The organism is Ramlibacter paludis (assembly GCF_022012305.1).
GTDB classification, from domain to species: domain Bacteria; phylum Pseudomonadota; class Gammaproteobacteria; order Burkholderiales; family Burkholderiaceae_C; genus Ramlibacter; species Ramlibacter paludis.
In genome coordinates, this window is record NZ_JAKLTM010000007.1 from 213,467 (window position 1) to 229,498 (window position 16,032).

The window sequence follows — 16,032 nt, forward strand, 5'->3', positions numbered from 1 at the left end:
GTTCCTCGGTCAGAGCAGGCGGGTCATGAAGAAGCTGTGCGGGTCCTCGCGGTAGTCGCCGAAGGGCGGGCACTCGACGAAGCCGGCGCTCGCGTACAGCCGGCGCGCCGGCACGAAGCCCGGCTCGGCGCCGGTCTCCAGGCTCAGGCGTTCGTAGTTGCGCTTGCGCGCCTCGGCGAGGATGTGTTCCAGCATCGCCCGGCCCGCGCCGCGCCGGCGCGCGGCCTGCGGCGTGCGCATCGACTTGATCTCGCCGTGCCGCGGCGACAGCTCCCGCAGCGCCCCGCAGGCCAGCAGCTCGCCCTCGTCCGACCAGGCGGTCCAGAAGGTGATGTCGGGCCGGCGCAGCTTCTCCAGGTCGAGGGCGTGCACGCTTTCGGGCGGCGAAAGCTCGTGCATGTTGCGCAGGTGCTCTTCGAGCAGGGCCTGGATCTCGGGCCCGGTGAGGTCGTCGCGGCGGATCTGCATGGTGCTGCTGGCGGGATGGGACCGGCATTGTGCCGCAGCCCCATGGGACCTTCGTCCAATTGGTGCGGCTGCGCCCGGGGAAGAGCATCGCTGCATGAAGGAAGACCCGGGAAAGGACGTGGACCTGCACGCGGTGATGGTGGCAGCGCTGCAGGCCCTGGCCGGCGAGGCGAAGCGGCGCCGCTCCGAACTGATCCTGCAGGCGCAGGCACTGCACTGCAGCGTGCACGGGAACCGGCACGAGCTGCAGCAGATGCTGCTGAACCTGCTGCTCGACGCGATGGCCTCCATGGAAGCCACGCACTTCGCATGGCGCCGCGTGCTGGTGGCAACCCGCGACGACGACGAGGGGCACGTGGTGCTGGTGTTGAAGGACCGCGGCTGGCCTTTGCCGGCCGCGCGCCTGGCGGCCGCGCGCGCCACCACGCTCGCGCATGGCGGCACGCTGCAGGTCAGCCCGCGTCCGGGCGGCGGCAACGTCTGCACCGTCACCCTGCCCTGCAGCTCCGCCCACGCCGCCGTCCTGCCGGTGCTGGCGGTCGGACCGGCTGCGACCCCAGCTGCGGCGCGCTGGGTCGAACTGGCCTGATCCGGGCCGTGCCTAGCGCCGGGCCAGGTGCAGGCGCACCACCGGCCGCGCCGGCTTGCGCCGTGCCACTTCGTCGAAGCCGGCCTCGTCGAACATCGCCAAGGAGCCGAACCAGGGCGCGTGCGGCGGCGACGGCTGCTCCTTGTCGACCGGATACGCCTCGAGCACGCGGACGCCCCGCCTGCGCGCATAGGCCACGGCGCCGGCGACCAGCTCGCGCGCGACGCCCTGCCCGCGGAATTCGGACGGCACCACGAGGCAGACGATGGACCACACCGGCGTGGCGTCCACCGGCTTCATGGTCGGCGAGTTGGCCAGCTTGGCGTAGTCCTCCCGCGGGCCGAGCGAGATCCATCCCACCGCCTGCTTCCCACGGTAGCCGATGAGCCCCGGCGGAGGATCGCGCTGCGCCAGCTCGTGCAGCGCCGCCTTGGCGCGCGCCGGCTGCCCGTCGCCCGGCCGCGTGAACCCGGTCTCCTTGCCGCGCACCCGGTAATACATGCACCAGCAACGGCGTGCTTCGGAACAACCGCGTGCCGCGAACAGCGCCTCCAGGTCCGGCCAGCGTTCAGGCGTGAGGGGATGCAGCGTGAGCTTCGTCATGATGGCAATGGCTGCCCAGGAAGTCCGCGACCAGCCGCCCCGCGAGCTCGGCGCCGGCTTCGCCACCCAGGTCGTGGCCGCCGGCAATGACATCGACGCGCACCGCGCCCGGCGCGCGCGCGGCAAACCGGTAGAGCGCGGCGGGTTCGCACAGGCGGTCTTCCGCGCCGGAGAGGAAGAGCAAGGGCCGCCGTTCCGCATCGATGCCTGGATACGGTCCGTCGGCGTCCCCATCGGGCGGCGTGCAGATCGGCGTCAGCAGCACGGCGCCGCGCAGCGCGGGCTCATCGGCGAGCAACTGCCAGGCCATCACGGAACCCAGCGACTTGCCCCCGATCCAGATGTTGCGGACATCCACGCGCGGGTCGCTGCGCAGCATGGCCAGCATCGCCCGCAGGTCGGCCGCTTCCGCGCCGGGCGCCGTCCAGTCGAAGCGGAACACGGCGATGCCGCGCGGCACGACGTGCTGCGCAAGCTGCACCGGAATCGGCCGGTGCATGCGGTAGGACTGGCCGGGCGCGAACAGCAAGGCCGGCACCGGTGCGTCGCCGGCGGGGAAGTCGGCGAGGTGGTTCGGAACGGTCACGCCTGCAAGCGCGAACGCAGGTCCTCGTACTCGTAGCTCGTGATCTCGTAGGGGTTGCCGTCCGGATCGACGAAGTACAGCGACCAGGAAACCTCGTGGTCTTCCGCCTGCATAGGCCGGCCCAGCGCCTGCGCCAGGTGCGTGCGCCAGGCCAGGAAGTCGGGGGCCGTCACCCGCATGGCGATCGTGGTGCGGCTCGGTTGCGCCGGCCTTTCGAACAGCGCCAGGTGGATCGTGCCGCCGGCGTTGCGCAGCGTCAGCGGCCCGTGGTCCGCCGTCCAGCGTTCCAGCTCCGGGACCCGCGTGAACCCCAGCACCTCGCGGTACCAGCGCTCGGCCTTCGGGCGATCGGTCACGTGGATGTGGATGTGGTCGACGGCTTGCAGGGCCGGTGGCGTGGATGCGGGATTCATCGTTTTGTCGGGCTCCGAGGGATTCAAGGCCAATGCCGGGCAAACACGGGTTGCACGCGCGCGTGCGCCTCGATGGCCGCGAGCGCGGCCGCGCACGCAGGCCGGCTCTGCTGCAGGTGCTTGCGCGCGCCCGACCACTTGGACACCACGGCGGCCAGCAGCTCCAGGCCGCCGGGCTGCGCCGGGTTGAGCGCGAACGTGTCGGCGAAGATGTCCCAGTGCTGGTACAGCCGCTGCCGCGTGCCGGCGCGCAGGTTGTCCTTGGCCGCATCGGAAGCGTCGGCCAGCCAGCGCTCCGGGTAGTCGGAGATGCTGATCGCCGAATAGCAGTTGGCGGCGATGTAGACCAGCCCGCGCATGGCGACGGCGCGCGCGGAGGCCTCGGCAGGCAAGAGCCACGAGGCGGGATGCACCAGTCCCAGGTGGATCAGGATCGCCGCGCTCTCGGTCATGACGGTTCCGTCGGGCAGCACCAGCGTGGGGATCTGCTTCAACGGATTGGCGCGCTCGAGTTGCGCGATGTCGCTGCCGCTTTCCCACGAAGCGGCAGTCACCAGGCGATAAGGCTGGCCCGTGAGTTCCAGCGCGCCTTCGACGGCGGCCGAGCCGGAGCCCTTGATTCCGAACAGGGTGTACATCGCCCGGATGTTAGCGCCGCTGCGATGCCTGCCAGGCCTGGATCCGCGGCAGCAAGGCGGCGCGGCGCGCCAGGGCGTCCCTGGTCCAGACCTCTTCGCGCTCGTAGTACACCTCGAAGGCCGGCGTCCCGGGCGGCAGCAGCACCCAGGGCTGCTTGCTCGCGGTGAAGATGTGCACGTCGGGCGGCAACAGGTCCGGCTGGTCGAGCGTGCCGACGCGGACGAACTTGGTGAACGGCCCCGAACCCGCATAGTGGCTCCACACGGCCACGCGGCAATGCGGGCAGCGTGCGATCTGCTGCCCCTTGCCGCTTTCCGAAGGCGTGTCCACGATCTCCGGCGGCTCGCCGAGATTGGCGACACGGTCGGATTCGATCATCGCGTTCAAGGCGAAGGACGCGCCCGACTCGCGCTGGCACCAGCGGCAGTGGCAGCAGTGCACCACCAGCGGAGGCGTCTCCATGCGATAGCGCACGGCGCGGCAGTCGCAGCCGCCTTCGGTGGGAAAGACGAGGGGTTCGTTCATTTCGACTGCGTTCCCAGGTAGTGGGCCGCGGCCATCACGATGGGCAGCAAGAGCTCCGGCACCAGGTAACCGATCCACAAGGCCTTGGGCTCCGGCAGGCCGACGATGGACATGGACACCACGCGTCCCAGGCCGGCCATGAAGACCGCGAGGGCGATCAGGTAAACCAGCGTGCCCTGCTGCCGCACGGTGATGGCGGACCACAGGCAGATGAGGCCGGTGCCGAAGTAGATGCCCGCGAGGAAGCGATGCACGTTGTCCAGGCGCGGGGTGGTGTCGGGCTGCCCGAGCACGAACTGCAGGGTGCCGCCCAGGAGCGCGATGGCCGTGAACAGGAACAGGCAGATCCGCACGACCAGCTGGCTCGCGGAAAGCGGCATTTCGACCGGCATGGGATCCCCTCGTTGTCTATTCGTCCAGCAAGCCGCCCTTGTAGAAGCTCCAGGCCGTCCCGTCGTGCAGGTAGAAGAAGCCGTCGCCGCAGGCGTCCTTGCCGGGATAGTAGTCACGATAGGCCTTGGGCACCAGCTTTTCCAGCTGGTCGTCCGTGAGCTCTTCGAACTCCTCGGGCGTGATCGCCATGCCCGCGCGCAGCCGCCTGTCCATGCCGTCCCCTATTCGCTGATTTCGGGTTCGACCACGCGGGCCAGCTGCAGCAGCGACTCCTGCCAGCCCAGGTAGCACATCTCGGCGGGGATCACGGAGGGGATGTTCTCCTGCACCACGTTCATCTCGGTGCCGCAGGACACCTGCGTGAGCGTGACGGTGGTGACCATCTCGCCGGGCAGGTTCGGATCGTCGAACTTGCTCGTGTAGCGCAGCTTCGCGCCCGGCTGGAGCTCCAGGTACTTGCCGCCGAAGGAATGGCTCTGGCCGTTGCCGAAGTTGGTGAAGGACATGCGCCAGCTGCCGCCCACCTTGGCGTCCATCTGCTGGACCTGGCCGGTGAAGCCGTAGGGCGGCAGCCACTTGCACATGGCCGCCGGGTCGAGGAAGGCGCGATAGATGCGCTCGGGCGGCGCGCGCAGGACGCGGTGCAGGCGGACGGTGTTGCTCATGCTTGGCTCCATGGGGAAGAGGACGACCCTCTGCTGCTACGACGAACGGGCGGGCCGGAAATCGACATGCTCAGGAATCGCTTCCTGGCCGCGCATCCTGCTGGCCGCCGGCCTTGGGCGGCGCTGGCCGGTGCTCGGCCGACTCGCGCGCCGTCCGCATCTCGATGGTCTGGGCGCGCTCCTTGGCGATGGCGTCCTCGACCCGTTCCACGAGCAGCACGAAAGCCGCCTGCTCGGGCTGGTCGCGATAGACGCCGCCGCGGGCCTGGTACAGGCAGGCTTCCTGCCGCAGGAAAGACTTCATCAGGTCGTAGTTCTTCCAGTGCTCGCGCAGGTGGAAGATGCCTTCGAGCGACACCAGGATGGTCACCAGCAGGCTGAGCAGCGTGGGCACGATGGACGGCACGTCCTTCACGTTGATCAGCACGGGCACGGTCGCCGCGAAGATCGCCGCCAGCGACGCGGTGCCCAGGTAGCCCCAGCGGTAGCGGTCCCCCTTGCGGGTGTAGGCGTCGGTCTTGAAGTCGACGCGCGTCTTCAGGTAGTCGTCCGGCGTTCGCGCCGAGTAAGGGGATGCTGCGGACATGGTGGCCTCCCTGCCGTTGCGCGGAGGATTGTGCCCGCGGGGGAGGGTTTGGCAAGCCCTCCCCGGCGCACTCAATGCAGGGTAACGACGATGGGCGCGCCGCGGGTGATGATCATCGTGTGCTCGTACTGCGCCGACAGGTTGCCCGCGGCGCCGGCCAGCGTCCAGCCGTCGGCCGTCTCGGTGACGATCCGGCTGCGCGTGGAGAGGAAGGGTTCGATCGTGATGACCATCCCTTCCTTCAGCGTGCGCATGTCCGCCGGATCGAAGTAGCCGGCGATGTGCTCCGGCTCCTCGTGCAACGCACGGCCGACGCCATGGCTGCCGAGGTTCTCGATCACCTTGAAGCCGTAGGCCTTGGCCGTGCGCTCGATGGCGGCGCCTATGCCGCTGATCGGCTGCCCCGCGCGCGCATGCTTCATCGCCGCTTCCAGCGCCGTGCGGGTGGCGTGGCACAGGCGCGTCTTCAGCGGATTGGTGGGCGGCACCACCACCGTGCCGCCGGTATCGGCGAAGTAGCCGTCGAGCTCCGCCGACACGTCGACGTTCAGCACGTCGCCGGCGCGGATCACGCGGTCGCCGGGGATGCCGTGCGCGGCTTCCTCGTTGATGCTGATGCAGGTGGCGCCGGGGAAGTCGTAGGTGAGCCGGGGCGCCGAGCGCGCGCCGTGTTCGGCGAGCCAGCGTTCGCCGAACGCGTCGAGCTCGCGGGTGGTCATGCCGGGTTCGGCCGCGTCCAGCATCTGCTGGAGCACCAGCGACACGATGCGGCCGATGCGCTGGAGGCCGACGACGTCGTCCTGGGTTTCGATGGTCATGCCGGATTATCCCGGTTCGTGGCAGACCAGTTCGACGTTGTGGCCGTCCGGGTCCAGCACGAAAGCCGCGTAGTAGTTGGCGTGGTACTGCGGACGCAGCCCCGGGGCGCCGTTGTCCTTGCCGCCCGCCGCCAGGGCCGCGCGATGGAAGTCCCGCACCTGCTGGCGGGTTGCCGCGCGGAACGCGATGTGCAGGTGCGCCGGCTTCTCCTGCGTGGGGCCGAGGCACAGCGAGGTCTTGCCGTCCGCGCTCATCTCGACGCCCAGGGCGTTCTCCTGCACCAGCTCGATGCCGAGCGGCTGCAGGGCCTGCAGATAGAAGGCCTTGCTGGCCTGGTAGTCGCGGACACCGAAGAAGACGTGGTCGAACATGGATCTACTGGCGGCCCTTCAGGGCCTTGGCGCGTTGCTCGGGCGTGAGATGGTAGAACATGCGGCACACGGCCTTCGCGTGTTCGTCGTGCACGCTGTAGGGCCACGCGCATTCGGGCGTGATCTCCACCGCCTCCTGGGGCGCGCCGGCCGGCTCGACGGCGCGGAAGCCGGAACCGGCAAAGCCGCCGAGAAGCACGGCCCAGAACGCCGCCGCCACGATGGTGAGCAGCGCCAGGGAACCCACCACGATCCACTTGGCGACGGCGTAGATGCGGGGGAAGCCTTCCGGGGCAGGCGGGTCGGCGGCGTCGGGCATGCGATCCGTCAGGGCGGGGGCGCGTCGTGGCAGGCGACGCAGATCTTGTTGCCTTCGGTGTCGCGGAAATAAGCGCCGTAGTAATTGGCGTGGTACTCGGGCCGCAGCCCCGGCGCCCCTTCCGACACGCCGCCGCTGGCCAGTGCCACCCGGTAGGCCTCGTCGACCGTGGCCCGGCTCGCAGCCAGGAAGGCCACCATCTGCCCGTTGCCGGCCGCGTGGGCAAGCTGGTCGAACGGCTTGCCGATCAGGAACAGCGGCCTGGGGCCGGGATGCGACTGCCAGCCGGCCCACGGACGTTCCCGATTGCAGAAGCGCTCCTGCACGCCCAGCACGGGCATCAACGCGCGGTAGAAAGCCAGCGCCCGGTCGAATTCGGCGACGCCGAGGAAGACATGCGAGAACAAGGTCGGTGCTCCGGGTTCAATCCAGGTACTGCCAGGTGTCGGCTCCGTCGAGGCGCCGCACGCGCACCGACTCCAGCAGCTTGGGATCGAAGTTGCGCAGGTTCACGCCATGGCGTGCGCCGGGCTTGGCATCGAGCGGCTCCCAGTGCGTGGTGCAGCCGCAGGTCGCGCAGCGCAGCGTCCTCAGCGTCCGGTCGCCGTGGATGTACTCCTGCGTGTGCTCCGGATGGCCGGTGACCCGCACGGTCCCGAACGCGTAGTAGGCCCACACGCCGGCGAGGCGCCTGCAGATGGAACAGTTGCAGCTGGTGGCCGTCTCCGGGGCGGAGGGCAGCTCGATGGTAATGGCGCCGCAGTGGCAGCTTCCGGTCAGCATGGTGCGTCTCCAGGTGTTTGCTGCTGCAGGCTCGATCCCCGGGGGCATCGGAGTCGTCCGCATGGAAGGTCGGTCACACGCGATCCCTTCCTGTCAGCGTGGCGCTTGCGGCCAGTGCTGGCCAGCTGCGAATGGAAAGTAGAGCTCGCCCGATTCCTGCGCCTGGCAGTAGTTCAGGCCGAGCCCCGACATGATCGCCCGGATTGCCGGCGGGCCGGAATAGACATCGATCTCCAGCAGGATCTCGTCCGCACCGCCGAACAGCGTCACTTCGAAGGCGTGCTCTTCCCCATCGAAAGCGCCGGACGCAAACAGCCGCTCGCTCGATTCCTCCCAGCGCAGCCCGGGAAGGATGCCTTCGAGCGCAGCCCTGACCTGGTTTCGAGTGCCCAAGGGCTCGCGATGCTCCCGTTCCCACGTGTGCATGGAACCGAGTCCTTCTGCAGCGCGGAAGAGAGCGAGGCGGAACGGCATGTCCTTGCCTGCTGGTCCGCTTCAGAAGACACCGGACTTGAAGAGTTCGCCATTGGCCTCCAGCAGGCGCCAGGCGTTGCCCTCCCTGTACAAGGTGCGCCCGGTATCGGGGTAGTGGCAGACGTCCTGGCTCACGCGCGTCCCGACGATCAGGTACGAACAGGGCTGGTTCGACTGGTTGGACACGAAGTGGGCAGTCGGCACACCCGCGGGCCAGCAGGCCGCATCGCCGGCGTGCAGGACCTGCGCTTCGGTGCCTTCCGTGACCGTCACCTCACCGGACAGGACGTACAGGAACTCGTCCTCGTTCTCGTGCCAGTGCCTGTTGGAAGACCGTGCGCCGGGCTGCAGGGTCTGCACGTTTGCGCCGTACTGCGAAATCCCTCCGGCTTGCGCCAGCCGCACCGTATCGGTGACGCCGAAGGTCTCGCGTTCGGTTCGTTCTGCCTGCGCCTGGTTCTTCCTGATGATCATCTTGCTTCCGGAGTTCGTCGTTCGATCGGGCCTACAAGGCCGCGGGGTTGCGTTGCCAAACCGCCCACGTGAGCGCGGTGGCCAAAGTGACCCACGCGAGATAAGGGACCAGCAGCATGCCAGCCAGCCGGCTGATGCGCCAGAACACCACCAGGGTGGCCGCGATCAGCGCCAGGAGAACCAGCACGTCCGCGAACGCGAGCGCCCCGTTGCGCCAACCGAAGAACAGCCAGGACCAGAGCGCATTGGCACACAACTGGCAAAAGAACAGGACGAGTGCGAGGCGCAGGCGCTTGGCGCCTTGGTTGCGCCAGACCAGCCAGGCGGCCAATCCCATGAGCAGGTAGAGCACGGACCAGACGGGGCCGAAGGCCGACGCAGGCGGCGCCCAGTCCGGGCGAACCAGCTGGGCGTAGAACGCGCCGGCGTCGACCGATGCGACCGCGCCCACGGCAGCTACCGCGAAGACGATCGCGAGCCAGGCGATGAGGCCGACGATCTGCGCAAGAGGCGATCGTTGGACGGATGGACCTTTCATGCCGCACTGCCTTTGACGAGTCCGAGAGCGCGGAGCTGCACCTGCAGTTCATCGACACTGCTCCATGGGAGGATCGGTGAGCTCGCCCGATCGTCGGGAGGATTGGCGGGAAGTTCGTCGGACCAGCCGCCGCAGCCCACCAGGGGAAGCAAGGGCCGCTTGTGCAGCCAGGCCAGGTGGACTTCGGACTTGGTCCCCGCGCGGCCGCCAATGACGATGCACGCATCGCCCGCCAGGGCCATCAAGAGATTGCGGGCGTCCCCCATGCCACAGGGAACGACCACCGTGGCGGGCCAATCCGCAGGCGGCATCTCGCCGGGCGGCACGATGCTCAGGACCAGTCCCCCCGCGCCAATGGCACGCTCCGCCGCCACCCGCGTCGCGGGACTGCCGCATCCGCTCACCACGGTGATGCCAAGCTCCGCCAGCATCTCCCCTGCTTCACCAGCGATGTCGTAGGCGCGTGAGCCGGGCTCGGCGCTGCCGAGGACACAGACCTGGAGCTTGCGGTGGGATGCGCCAGTGGTCACGCTGTTCGCCTGTCAGGCATCGACGCCACGCGCTTCGAACTCGATTCCGCCGATGTGCTTGAACAGGGCGTTGTAGATCGCGCATCCAATTGCGACGCTGACGTATCCCATGACCAGGTACAGGATGGGCATCGCCAGGAAGAACAGGACAGGCGGCCGGTTGTCCGCCGGCGCGGTTGCCATTGCGAGCAGCATGAAGGGCACCATGAACACCACCGCTCCCACGGTCATGAGGATGGCGAATACCTTGCCGTTCTGGTGCGGCGAAAACCGGGCGATCTGCTGCTTCATTCAAGGGCGCCTCCCCGCGCCGCCGATCATTCTCCCCGTTGGGCGACCAGGATTCCAAGCGGACTGTGGCTTTGACGCCTAACCGCCGGCGCCAGCGTTGGGGGCCCTCAGGCGGGGTACTCGAGACAGGATGCAGGAACGTGGTCAGTGAGCCAGACGCCATTGGGTGAAAGAAAGAACTTCACGCCCGAGCGCGCCATCCGTTCTGCATGAACGACGAGGACGACGGGTTTGCCGTGCCGACCCCCGACCTGCCGCGCAGTGTCTTCGTCCCGGGAGAGATGCACGTATTGCCGCTTGCCGCGAAGAAGACCGTGCTGGCGAATGCTCTCCAGGTTGGCCGCTGCGGTGCCGTGAAAGAGTCGCGGCGGCGGGTCAGCCTCGTCATACGAGATAGGCGTTTCGACCGAATGTCCCTGGTTCGCACGGATCAAGGTCCGGTCCTCGTTGAATGCGAACCTCTGCTTGTCGCTCGTCTGCACGATGCGATCGAGGAGCTCCCGGCCGATCGGCCGGCCGTGTCGTTCTGCGGCCGAAAGCAGTTCTTCCACGGCAACCCAACCCTCCGGGCGCAGTTGCAGCCCCAGGAGCTCCGGCTGGTGACGAAGCACCAGGCTCAGGAATTTGCTCGCGGTGGTCAACTCCTGGCGGGTCATGCGAACTCCTCGAGCCCGTGCGGCTCCGGGAAACCTTCCCGCACTTTTGCCTCGTAGGCCGCTTGCTCGAGCGCCAAGTCTCCGCTGACCTACCGCGCAGTCATGTCAGTTTGCCCAGGTTAACGACTGTGCATGCCTTCGGCCGCAGCAAGGCGTGCAGCCTGGAGCCTTTGTTGGGCGTTCAATTGTTTCCCAGGTGCCTCGCCTGCTGCCGACTTCTCAAGCCGCACCGGCCGCCCCCAGGAACTTGGGCACGCGCTCAGTCAGCAGGCTGACCAGCGCGGGCTCCATGAATTCATAGCGATCGGGCACATCGAGGCAGACGACACGCTGCCCGTTCAAACTCCGTTTGAACATCGCCGAAAGCTTTGTCCGGTGAGCCTTCTCCATGACGAAGATGATATCCGCCCACTCGACGAGGTCAGCTGTCAGCGGCGTCTCCGCGTCGGCGGCAAGTCCCGCAGAAGCGACCTCGACATTTTCCCACGTCGAGAACACCTGTTCCGCCGTGGGGCTGCGGAGCTTGTTGCGGCTACAGACGAACAACAGGCGCTTCATATGCAGTCCAACGACTGAGGTGGCGTGTCATCAGCGCGCATGGCTCAACACTCGACGCGCACCCGGGAGGCACCAAGGCTCGGTGTGCCCATGCGGCACCTTGACTGCATTGTGGCGCACCCATCTGACCACCTTGGAGTACCAGGCCGCAAAACGCTCTCTGTCGTACGAAGGCGGTCCAGAAATATCCTTCCGCCAGTAGAGTCGGCCTGCCACGTGAGGATCCGGTGCGCGCAGAGGGTGCCTTGAGTAACTCATGACAGGAGCTTGAGCGTCAATCAGGCGATAGTACGAGATGGCTTGCCCCGTGACTCGATCAGTGCTCATCACGTGCTCGAAAGCTGGCGTCCAGGGAAACGCCTTGTTGTGAAAGTAAAACGGCGAGGCGCTGGTGTCTGGGCTCAGCTCATCGACCTCCTTGGGCTCGGGCGACCAGGACCGGTAGACGGCAACATCCGCCGTTCCGCGCAGGAAGGCGAGAAAAACCTGCTCGTCATCCGCATTCAATGCAACAGCGGTTTGATGTCCCATGTGCGTGACGTTGGAAGATGCTTGGGGCACTTTCGATGCGCCACTGATTCGAACGACCAGTCAGAGCGCATGGGCCCGAACCTGAATGACGTTGCCTTCCGGGTCGTGTCCGTCGCAAACGTGCAGTCCTTGGAATCCCCACACCTTGTCCTCTGCGTCGAGGTTTCCACCCAGCTGCCTTGCCGCTGCACGCGCAGCGCTCAAGCTGCGGACGACGAACACCAATTTGATGGGGGTGTCTTCGCGCCGCTGAGGAGGAGTGGCGATCTGGATCTGGGCTGCGATATGAGGCGGGATGGCGAAGATGACCAGCTGGAACCCGGAAGCTTCCAGAACGACGTTGCCAGGTTCCGACTGAGTCTGCTGAAGTGCGGCCACGCCAGAATAGAACGCGGCCAGCCGCTGGACGTCGATGGCGTAGACAACAGCGCCGGCGGTCATTGGAGTAGGCATGGCGTTTCCTGTGCTCGAACTACCGAGTTGACCGGCACGCACTGGCCGGGATGCTAGACCTCAGGGGCATGGCAAACAGCTTCGATGTTATGTCCATCGGGACCTAGTACGAAGGCGCCGTAGTAGTTCGCGTGGTAGTGCGGTCGAAGCCCCGGCGGACCATTGTCCTTGCCGCCGGAGGCAAGCGCCGATGCGTAAAACTGGCGCACTTGCTCACGATTCGCAGCGGCAAACGCCACATGGATCGGGCCCGGACTTGGCCCGAACGAACCAAACCACAGTTGCCCCTCACCGACTTTGCCGATCATTGCCCATCCTTCTCCCTCTTGCGTGATAGTGAAGCCCAGCGGTGCGAGCGCCTGGGTGAAGAAGGCCTTGCTCGAGGGGAAGTCCGAGACGTTGAACCCAATGTGATCAATCACCATGAGATACCTCCACGCAGACGGCACCAGCGTAGCAGCAGATCCGCACAAAGGCGATTGCGGGAGGCCTGACGACTGAGGTGACCGGCACGCACCGTCCGCGCGCGCGAGGTCACGCACAGACCGGAACGCAACCAACTCCCGAGCGAAGCCGAACGACACATAGGCTGTCAACGCAATTGGGAAGCCAATGACCACCTGTCAGGCTGCATCTTCTACGCTCGCATAGACGCAGAGATCGCGCAACTTGCCGTCGGGACCCCGGCGATGGCTCCGCAGCGTGCCTTCGAGTTGAAATCTCACGGCCTCCGCCACGCGACGTGACCGCGCATTGGGTGCGTCGACGATCACCTCGAGACGCACAGCGCCCAACTCTTCCCGAGCGTACTGCGCGAGTCCTCGTACGGCTTCGGAGACATATCCCTTGCCCACGGAATCCGTGCGACACCAATAGCCGATTTCCAGCCGTGGAACCTGCCAGTCCGGTCGATGCAATCCACACGCGCCGACCAGCCGCTGGCTTTCCCTCTCGAACATGAGGAACGGGAAATCGGTTCGCGCGTGAAAGGCGGCGAACCCGGTACGACAGAACGATTCGGAGCTCTGGACCGAGGGTTCGTCAGCAGCCCAGGGAACCGCTGCCAGTGCTGCGCGGAGCTCTGGGAGAGACGACTTCACGGCTTCGTAGACGTGCACCCCATCGCCTGGCCTGGTAATGCGGCAAGCAAGCCGCGGTGTCTCGAACTCCATGGGAAGGTCACGCAGGAGCAGTTGTTCGCGCATTTTGATGCTGCCTAACGTTGAAGGAGAACGGCGCGCTGCCGGTGCGTGTCCGTGTCGACCGACTTGTCAGGCATCAGGCTTGAACGCACGCTTGAACGTAGCCAGTACGCCGTTCTTGTAGGTGCACTGACCACGCTTGCTGCCGACTTGACAAGCACCTTCGCCGTTTTGCTCCCCTTGGGAGAAGGGGCCTTCATACCAATCTCCGTTGGCCCATTCAATCCGACCTTGACCGCTACTGTAGCCCCTTGCGAACTGTCCTCGGTATGTGTACCTGCCGGGCGCGACGAATTCGCCCTTGCCTTGGAAGAGGCCGTTCTCGTACGAGCCCTCATAGTGCCTTCCGTCTGCGAAGTCTGTACGCCCTCTACCGTGGTACCTCCCGTCCTTCCAGGCTCCGCGATAGGTGAACTCGCCGGGCATGGTCAGGACACCTTGGCCGTCACGCCTGCCGAAGGCAAATTCTCCTACGTACCTGGAGCCGTCTCGCGAGGTGAGTTCACCCTTCCCGTGCTGCAGCCCATCACGCCACTCACCCGCGTAGTCCGGCCCAGTGCCAGCGCTCTTGAATGTGCCGTAGCCGTGATACTGGCCTTGCTTGAAGCTACCGGTGTACTTGTCGCCGTCTCTCCAAGTAATCTGCCCCTGGCCCTCGAACAGGCCTTGTTTGAAGCTACCGGCGTACTTCTGCCCGTCTCTCCATTTGATCTCGCCTTGGCCCTCGAACAGGCCGTTGGAGAAATAGCCTACGTATATCCCCGAATCCGGCAGCGCCGCCGTGCCATAGCCGTTCTGAGGCCACGTCGACGCTGCGAACGTTGGCACGGCGATGGGAAGACTGAGGAGCGACCAGACGACACAGCGGGCTACAGATCGACGAAATGGAGGATGCATAGCGGGGTTTCAGGAAGCCTAACGTTGGAGGTGATCGGCACGCTGCGGCAAGGCGCCGCGAGACGGATGCTCGCCCGCGCGGCTCGCGGCGCCTTGCCGCAGCGTATCCGTGTCGAACGACCTGTTAGCCGCGCCGCTCATTTGGACCCCTTCAGCACACCAGCAATTGCAGTGAGCAAGACAATGATCCCAAATAGGCGCTTGAGTCCGCGTTCGCTCATGACACGACCAGCAACGCATAAGAGCGTTCCAGCGGCCGCCATTCCTGCTGGAAGGACCCATACCTCCCGCAGTCGCTCGAGCCCCATATTCGCTGCCACATAGACCGCGATTGCAATGCAGACACTCCCAGAGACATACGCCACTTGTCTCAGGGATCGCCGGGAAAGGTGACTGGTTGGGATCATTAGCGGCTAACCTTGGAGTTGACCGGCACGCACCGGCAGCGCGCCGCAAGGTGCACGATCACCCGCGCGCCTTGCGGCGCGCAGCCGGTGCGTGTCCGAGTCGACCGACTTGTTAGGCATCATGCCCGCCCTCCTGAGCTAGAGCCGCACGAAGTTGCCGAATAGGTTCCGCCAGAAACGTCTGATCGATCTCCAATTCAAAGCTCAATCGGTTTCCATGCGTCGGATGAGACCAGGCTATTCCTTCCACGCAGATATGTCCAAGGCGATCGGGCGCCAGCTTCAACACGAACTGCTCGTCTCGGGGCTTGAGTTCCGCCGTCCCCAGCAGTGTTGCCTGCACTTTCTGCAACTGCCTTAAAAATCCGTTCAAGTCGTCCTTCTCCACAAACGCCGCGACCGCGCCCTTGAAGCCATCCACGGAGATCTCCACGCCAATCTGGCCGTACCCATCAAGGACGATAGCGCGCGGCACGGTGATTGCCACGTACTCGGAGTTGGTGCCGAAACGGATGGCTTCCATGAGGCCTAACGTCGGAGTTGACCGGCACGCACCGGCAGTGCGCCGCACGGCGTAGGCTTGTCCACACGCCTTGCGGCGCACTGCCGGTGCGTGTCCGTGTCGAACGAAATGTTAGACCTCACCCGCCCTCCAAGAGAAAGTTCCACCTCGAAGGCTGCCTTAGTTGGCCGTATCCTCGGGAGTGCATGAGGGCTCCATCTCGTAGTCCACATAGTAGTAGCCTTTCCAGATGCGCCTGGGGCCACGCCACACGGAAAGATGGACCGATTCGGAACCGTAGCACTCTCTAAACTCCAATCCCGGTGGCACTTCCCCGATGACAGCGGTTGATGCCCACCAATCATTCTGACCGGTAGGAATCTCGAGCTCATAAAAGTGCCCCGGCTCCAGTCTGGAGCCGCACGTGGAGGTCGGCTTGCGAACACGCGCGACAACGTATTCAGCTGGTCGCAGCTTCGCGATCGTGATGAGCTGACCAACTTGCACGGGCGACTGCAGCACTAGGCAAGGCTCGTTAGTAGCTGTCTGCGCAACCACACCGAACTTGGGGCCGTCGGCTACACCGGTCGCGGAGCCCGCCCCCATCGACAGCGACAACATCACGGCGACGGAAGCTTTGCTCATCGGCCAGCAGTGAGGTTTAACGTTGGAGGTGACCGGCACGCTGCGGCAAGGCGCCGCGAGACGTACGCTCACCTTCACGGCTCGCGGCGCCTTGCCGCAGCGTGTCCGAGTCGAC

Annotated in this window: 30 protein-coding genes; 1 reads left to right on the forward strand and 29 read right to left on the reverse strand. The window is 66.1% G+C overall.

What is annotated here, in order from left to right; genetic code table 11:
• Nucleotides 1-9: 9 nt before the first annotated feature.
• Complete coding sequence (locus tag LZ009_RS21610) at nucleotides 10-468, reverse strand: GNAT family N-acetyltransferase (RefSeq protein ID WP_275700042.1); 459 nt, start codon at nucleotides 466-468, stop codon at nucleotides 10-12.
• Between the two features lie 94 nt (nucleotides 469-562).
• On the opposite strand from LZ009_RS21610, the gene LZ009_RS21615 reads away from it, so the two are divergent.
• Nucleotides 563-1,057: an ATP-binding protein gene (locus tag LZ009_RS21615; protein ID WP_275700043.1), complete on the forward strand. Its 495-nt coding sequence runs from the start codon at nucleotides 563-565 to the stop codon at nucleotides 1,055-1,057.
• A 12-nt stretch (nucleotides 1,058-1,069) separates the two neighbouring features.
• Here the strand turns inward: LZ009_RS21615 and LZ009_RS21620 are convergent, their stop codons facing one another.
• The 28 genes from LZ009_RS21620 to LZ009_RS21755 all read right to left on the reverse strand — a co-directional run.
• On the reverse strand, nucleotides 1,070-1,660 hold the full coding sequence (locus LZ009_RS21620; protein ID WP_275700044.1) for a GNAT family N-acetyltransferase: 591 nt from the start codon (nucleotides 1,658-1,660) through the stop codon (nucleotides 1,070-1,072).
• Nucleotides 1,626-2,246: an alpha/beta hydrolase gene (locus tag LZ009_RS21625; RefSeq protein ID WP_275700045.1), complete on the reverse strand. Its 621-nt coding sequence runs from the start codon at nucleotides 2,244-2,246 to the stop codon at nucleotides 1,626-1,628. Before LZ009_RS21625 ends, LZ009_RS21620 begins: the two co-directional genes overlap by 35 nt.
• Nucleotides 2,243-2,659 (reverse strand): VOC family protein, encoded by a 417-nt coding sequence (locus LZ009_RS21630; protein ID WP_275700046.1) that lies wholly within the window; start codon nucleotides 2,657-2,659, stop codon nucleotides 2,243-2,245. The genes LZ009_RS21625 and LZ009_RS21630 overlap by 4 nt, the downstream gene beginning before the upstream one ends.
• A gap of 23 nt (nucleotides 2,660-2,682) precedes the next feature.
• Nucleotides 2,683-3,297 (reverse strand): glutathione S-transferase, encoded by a 615-nt coding sequence (locus tag LZ009_RS21635; RefSeq protein WP_275700047.1) that lies wholly within the window; start codon nucleotides 3,295-3,297, stop codon nucleotides 2,683-2,685.
• Between the two features lie 10 nt (nucleotides 3,298-3,307).
• Complete coding sequence (locus LZ009_RS21640; protein ID WP_275700048.1) at nucleotides 3,308-3,823, reverse strand: GFA family protein; 516 nt, start codon at nucleotides 3,821-3,823, stop codon at nucleotides 3,308-3,310.
• Nucleotides 3,820-4,215, reverse strand: coding sequence for a DUF4345 domain-containing protein (locus tag LZ009_RS21645; protein ID WP_275700049.1), 396 nt, complete (start codon nucleotides 4,213-4,215; stop codon nucleotides 3,820-3,822). The genes LZ009_RS21640 and LZ009_RS21645 overlap by 4 nt, the downstream gene beginning before the upstream one ends.
• A 16-nt stretch (nucleotides 4,216-4,231) precedes the next feature.
• Entirely contained in the window at nucleotides 4,232-4,429 is a 198-nt protein-coding gene (locus LZ009_RS21650; RefSeq protein ID WP_275700050.1) for a hypothetical protein, read from the reverse strand.
• 8 nt (nucleotides 4,430-4,437) lie between these two features.
• On the reverse strand, nucleotides 4,438-4,881 hold the full coding sequence (locus tag LZ009_RS21655; protein WP_275700051.1) for an SRPBCC family protein: 444 nt from the start codon (nucleotides 4,879-4,881) through the stop codon (nucleotides 4,438-4,440).
• Between the two features lie 70 nt (nucleotides 4,882-4,951).
• Nucleotides 4,952-5,467: a DUF4231 domain-containing protein gene (locus LZ009_RS21660; RefSeq protein ID WP_275700052.1), complete on the reverse strand. Its 516-nt coding sequence runs from the start codon at nucleotides 5,465-5,467 to the stop codon at nucleotides 4,952-4,954.
• 71 nt (nucleotides 5,468-5,538) lie between these two features.
• Nucleotides 5,539-6,285, reverse strand: a complete 747-nt coding sequence (gene map / locus LZ009_RS21665; RefSeq protein WP_275700053.1) for a type I methionyl aminopeptidase — start codon at nucleotides 6,283-6,285, stop codon at nucleotides 5,539-5,541.
• Between the two features lie 6 nt (nucleotides 6,286-6,291).
• Nucleotides 6,292-6,657, reverse strand: a complete 366-nt coding sequence (locus LZ009_RS21670) for a VOC family protein (RefSeq protein WP_275700054.1) — start codon at nucleotides 6,655-6,657, stop codon at nucleotides 6,292-6,294.
• A gap of 4 nt (nucleotides 6,658-6,661) precedes the next feature.
• The gene (locus tag LZ009_RS21675; RefSeq protein ID WP_275700055.1) at nucleotides 6,662-6,976 is read right to left on the reverse strand and encodes a hypothetical protein; all 315 of its coding nucleotides are present in this window, start codon (nucleotides 6,974-6,976) and stop codon (nucleotides 6,662-6,664) included.
• 8 nt (nucleotides 6,977-6,984) lie between these two features.
• A complete protein-coding gene (locus LZ009_RS21680) occupies nucleotides 6,985-7,383 on the reverse strand; it encodes a VOC family protein (protein ID WP_275700056.1) in 399 nt (132 codons plus the stop codon).
• 16 nt (nucleotides 7,384-7,399) lie between these two features.
• Complete coding sequence (locus tag LZ009_RS21685; RefSeq protein ID WP_275700057.1) at nucleotides 7,400-7,759, reverse strand: GFA family protein; 360 nt, start codon at nucleotides 7,757-7,759, stop codon at nucleotides 7,400-7,402.
• A 93-nt stretch (nucleotides 7,760-7,852) separates the two neighbouring features.
• Nucleotides 7,853-8,233 (reverse strand): hypothetical protein, encoded by a 381-nt coding sequence (locus tag LZ009_RS21690; protein ID WP_275700058.1) that lies wholly within the window; start codon nucleotides 8,231-8,233, stop codon nucleotides 7,853-7,855.
• A 21-nt stretch (nucleotides 8,234-8,254) separates the two neighbouring features.
• Nucleotides 8,255-8,707, reverse strand: a complete 453-nt coding sequence (locus LZ009_RS21695; protein ID WP_275700059.1) for a cupin domain-containing protein — start codon at nucleotides 8,705-8,707, stop codon at nucleotides 8,255-8,257.
• Between the two features lie 31 nt (nucleotides 8,708-8,738).
• Nucleotides 8,739-9,245 carry a TspO/MBR family protein gene (locus LZ009_RS21700; RefSeq protein WP_275700060.1) on the reverse strand — a complete coding sequence of 169 codons (507 nt, stop codon included), beginning with the start codon at nucleotides 9,243-9,245 and terminating at the stop codon, nucleotides 8,739-8,741.
• Nucleotides 9,242-9,775 (reverse strand): SLOG cluster 4 domain-containing protein, encoded by a 534-nt coding sequence (locus LZ009_RS21705; RefSeq protein WP_275700061.1) that lies wholly within the window; start codon nucleotides 9,773-9,775, stop codon nucleotides 9,242-9,244. The genes LZ009_RS21700 and LZ009_RS21705 overlap by 4 nt, the downstream gene beginning before the upstream one ends.
• A 12-nt stretch (nucleotides 9,776-9,787) precedes the next feature.
• Nucleotides 9,788-10,066: a hypothetical protein gene (locus LZ009_RS21710; protein WP_275700062.1), complete on the reverse strand. Its 279-nt coding sequence runs from the start codon at nucleotides 10,064-10,066 to the stop codon at nucleotides 9,788-9,790.
• A 107-nt stretch (nucleotides 10,067-10,173) separates the two neighbouring features.
• Nucleotides 10,174-10,722, reverse strand: a complete 549-nt coding sequence (locus tag LZ009_RS21715) for an RNA 2'-phosphotransferase (protein WP_275700063.1) — start codon at nucleotides 10,720-10,722, stop codon at nucleotides 10,174-10,176.
• Nucleotides 10,723-10,941: 219 nt separating this feature from the next.
• Complete coding sequence (locus LZ009_RS21720; protein WP_275700064.1) at nucleotides 10,942-11,280, reverse strand: low molecular weight protein tyrosine phosphatase family protein; 339 nt, start codon at nucleotides 11,278-11,280, stop codon at nucleotides 10,942-10,944.
• 30 nt (nucleotides 11,281-11,310) lie between these two features.
• Nucleotides 11,311-11,811, reverse strand: coding sequence for a hypothetical protein (locus LZ009_RS21725; protein ID WP_275700065.1), 501 nt, complete (start codon nucleotides 11,809-11,811; stop codon nucleotides 11,311-11,313).
• Between the two features lie 60 nt (nucleotides 11,812-11,871).
• Nucleotides 11,872-12,252, reverse strand: a complete 381-nt coding sequence (locus tag LZ009_RS21730; RefSeq protein WP_275700066.1) for a VOC family protein — start codon at nucleotides 12,250-12,252, stop codon at nucleotides 11,872-11,874.
• Between the two features lie 65 nt (nucleotides 12,253-12,317).
• A complete protein-coding gene (locus LZ009_RS21735) occupies nucleotides 12,318-12,686 on the reverse strand; it encodes a VOC family protein (RefSeq protein ID WP_275700086.1) in 369 nt (122 codons plus the stop codon).
• Between the two features lie 201 nt (nucleotides 12,687-12,887).
• Nucleotides 12,888-13,469, reverse strand: a complete 582-nt coding sequence (locus LZ009_RS21740) for a GNAT family N-acetyltransferase (protein ID WP_275700067.1) — start codon at nucleotides 13,467-13,469, stop codon at nucleotides 12,888-12,890.
• A gap of 66 nt (nucleotides 13,470-13,535) precedes the next feature.
• On the reverse strand, nucleotides 13,536-14,294 hold the full coding sequence (locus tag LZ009_RS21745) for an MORN repeat-containing protein (RefSeq protein ID WP_275700068.1): 759 nt from the start codon (nucleotides 14,292-14,294) through the stop codon (nucleotides 13,536-13,538).
• Between the two features lie 588 nt (nucleotides 14,295-14,882).
• On the reverse strand, nucleotides 14,883-15,293 hold the full coding sequence (locus tag LZ009_RS21750; protein WP_275700069.1) for a WapI family immunity protein: 411 nt from the start codon (nucleotides 15,291-15,293) through the stop codon (nucleotides 14,883-14,885).
• Between the two features lie 159 nt (nucleotides 15,294-15,452).
• The coding region (locus LZ009_RS21755; RefSeq protein WP_275700070.1) for a hypothetical protein at nucleotides 15,453-16,032 on the reverse strand (580 nt) is incomplete at its 5' end.

Bases quoted from the DNA above. Each gene is read 5' to 3' on its own strand.
- map (WP_275700053.1), bottom strand. From the start codon at position 6,285: ATGACCATCGAAACCCAGGACGACGTCGTCGGCCTCCAGCGCATCGGC.
- LZ009_RS21675 (WP_275700055.1), bottom strand. From the start codon at position 6,976: ATGCCCGACGCCGCCGACCCGCCTGCCCCGGAAGGCTTCCCCCGCATC.
- LZ009_RS21650 (WP_275700050.1), bottom strand. From the start codon at position 4,429: ATGGACAGGCGGCTGCGCGCGGGCATGGCGATCACGCCCGAGGAGTTC.
- LZ009_RS21655 (WP_275700051.1), bottom strand. From the start codon at position 4,881: ATGAGCAACACCGTCCGCCTGCACCGCGTCCTGCGCGCGCCGCCCGAG.
- LZ009_RS21730 (WP_275700066.1), bottom strand. From the start codon at position 12,252: ATGACCGCCGGCGCTGTTGTCTACGCCATCGACGTCCAGCGGCTGGCC.
- LZ009_RS21720 (WP_275700064.1), bottom strand. From the start codon at position 11,280: ATGAAGCGCCTGTTGTTCGTCTGTAGCCGCAACAAGCTCCGCAGCCCC.
- LZ009_RS21725 (WP_275700065.1), bottom strand. From the start codon at position 11,811: ATGGGACATCAAACCGCTGTTGCATTGAATGCGGATGACGAGCAGGTT.
- LZ009_RS21645 (WP_275700049.1), bottom strand. From the start codon at position 4,215: ATGCCGGTCGAAATGCCGCTTTCCGCGAGCCAGCTGGTCGTGCGGATC.
- LZ009_RS21620 (WP_275700044.1), bottom strand. From the start codon at position 1,660: ATGACGAAGCTCACGCTGCATCCCCTCACGCCTGAACGCTGGCCGGAC.
- LZ009_RS21695 (WP_275700059.1), bottom strand. From the start codon at position 8,707: ATGATCATCAGGAAGAACCAGGCGCAGGCAGAACGAACCGAACGCGAG.
- LZ009_RS21690 (WP_275700058.1), bottom strand. From the start codon at position 8,233: ATGCCGTTCCGCCTCGCTCTCTTCCGCGCTGCAGAAGGACTCGGTTCC.
- LZ009_RS21710 (WP_275700062.1), bottom strand. From the start codon at position 10,066: ATGAAGCAGCAGATCGCCCGGTTTTCGCCGCACCAGAACGGCAAGGTA.
- LZ009_RS21630 (WP_275700046.1), bottom strand. From the start codon at position 2,659: ATGAATCCCGCATCCACGCCACCGGCCCTGCAAGCCGTCGACCACATC.
- LZ009_RS21750 (WP_275700069.1), bottom strand. From the start codon at position 15,293: ATGGAAGCCATCCGTTTCGGCACCAACTCCGAGTACGTGGCAATCACC.
- LZ009_RS21610 (WP_275700042.1), bottom strand. From the start codon at position 468: ATGCAGATCCGCCGCGACGACCTCACCGGGCCCGAGATCCAGGCCCTG.
- LZ009_RS21635 (WP_275700047.1), bottom strand. From the start codon at position 3,297: ATGTACACCCTGTTCGGAATCAAGGGCTCCGGCTCGGCCGCCGTCGAA.
- LZ009_RS21715 (WP_275700063.1), bottom strand. From the start codon at position 10,722: ATGACCCGCCAGGAGTTGACCACCGCGAGCAAATTCCTGAGCCTGGTG.
- LZ009_RS21740 (WP_275700067.1), bottom strand. From the start codon at position 13,469: ATGCGCGAACAACTGCTCCTGCGTGACCTTCCCATGGAGTTCGAGACA.
- LZ009_RS21660 (WP_275700052.1), bottom strand. From the start codon at position 5,467: ATGTCCGCAGCATCCCCTTACTCGGCGCGAACGCCGGACGACTACCTG.
- LZ009_RS21640 (WP_275700048.1), bottom strand. From the start codon at position 3,823: ATGAACGAACCCCTCGTCTTTCCCACCGAAGGCGGCTGCGACTGCCGC.
- LZ009_RS21700 (WP_275700060.1), bottom strand. From the start codon at position 9,245: ATGAAAGGTCCATCCGTCCAACGATCGCCTCTTGCGCAGATCGTCGGC.
- LZ009_RS21615 (WP_275700043.1), top strand. From the start codon at position 563: ATGAAGGAAGACCCGGGAAAGGACGTGGACCTGCACGCGGTGATGGTG.
- LZ009_RS21685 (WP_275700057.1), bottom strand. From the start codon at position 7,759: ATGCTGACCGGAAGCTGCCACTGCGGCGCCATTACCATCGAGCTGCCC.
- LZ009_RS21670 (WP_275700054.1), bottom strand. From the start codon at position 6,657: ATGTTCGACCACGTCTTCTTCGGTGTCCGCGACTACCAGGCCAGCAAG.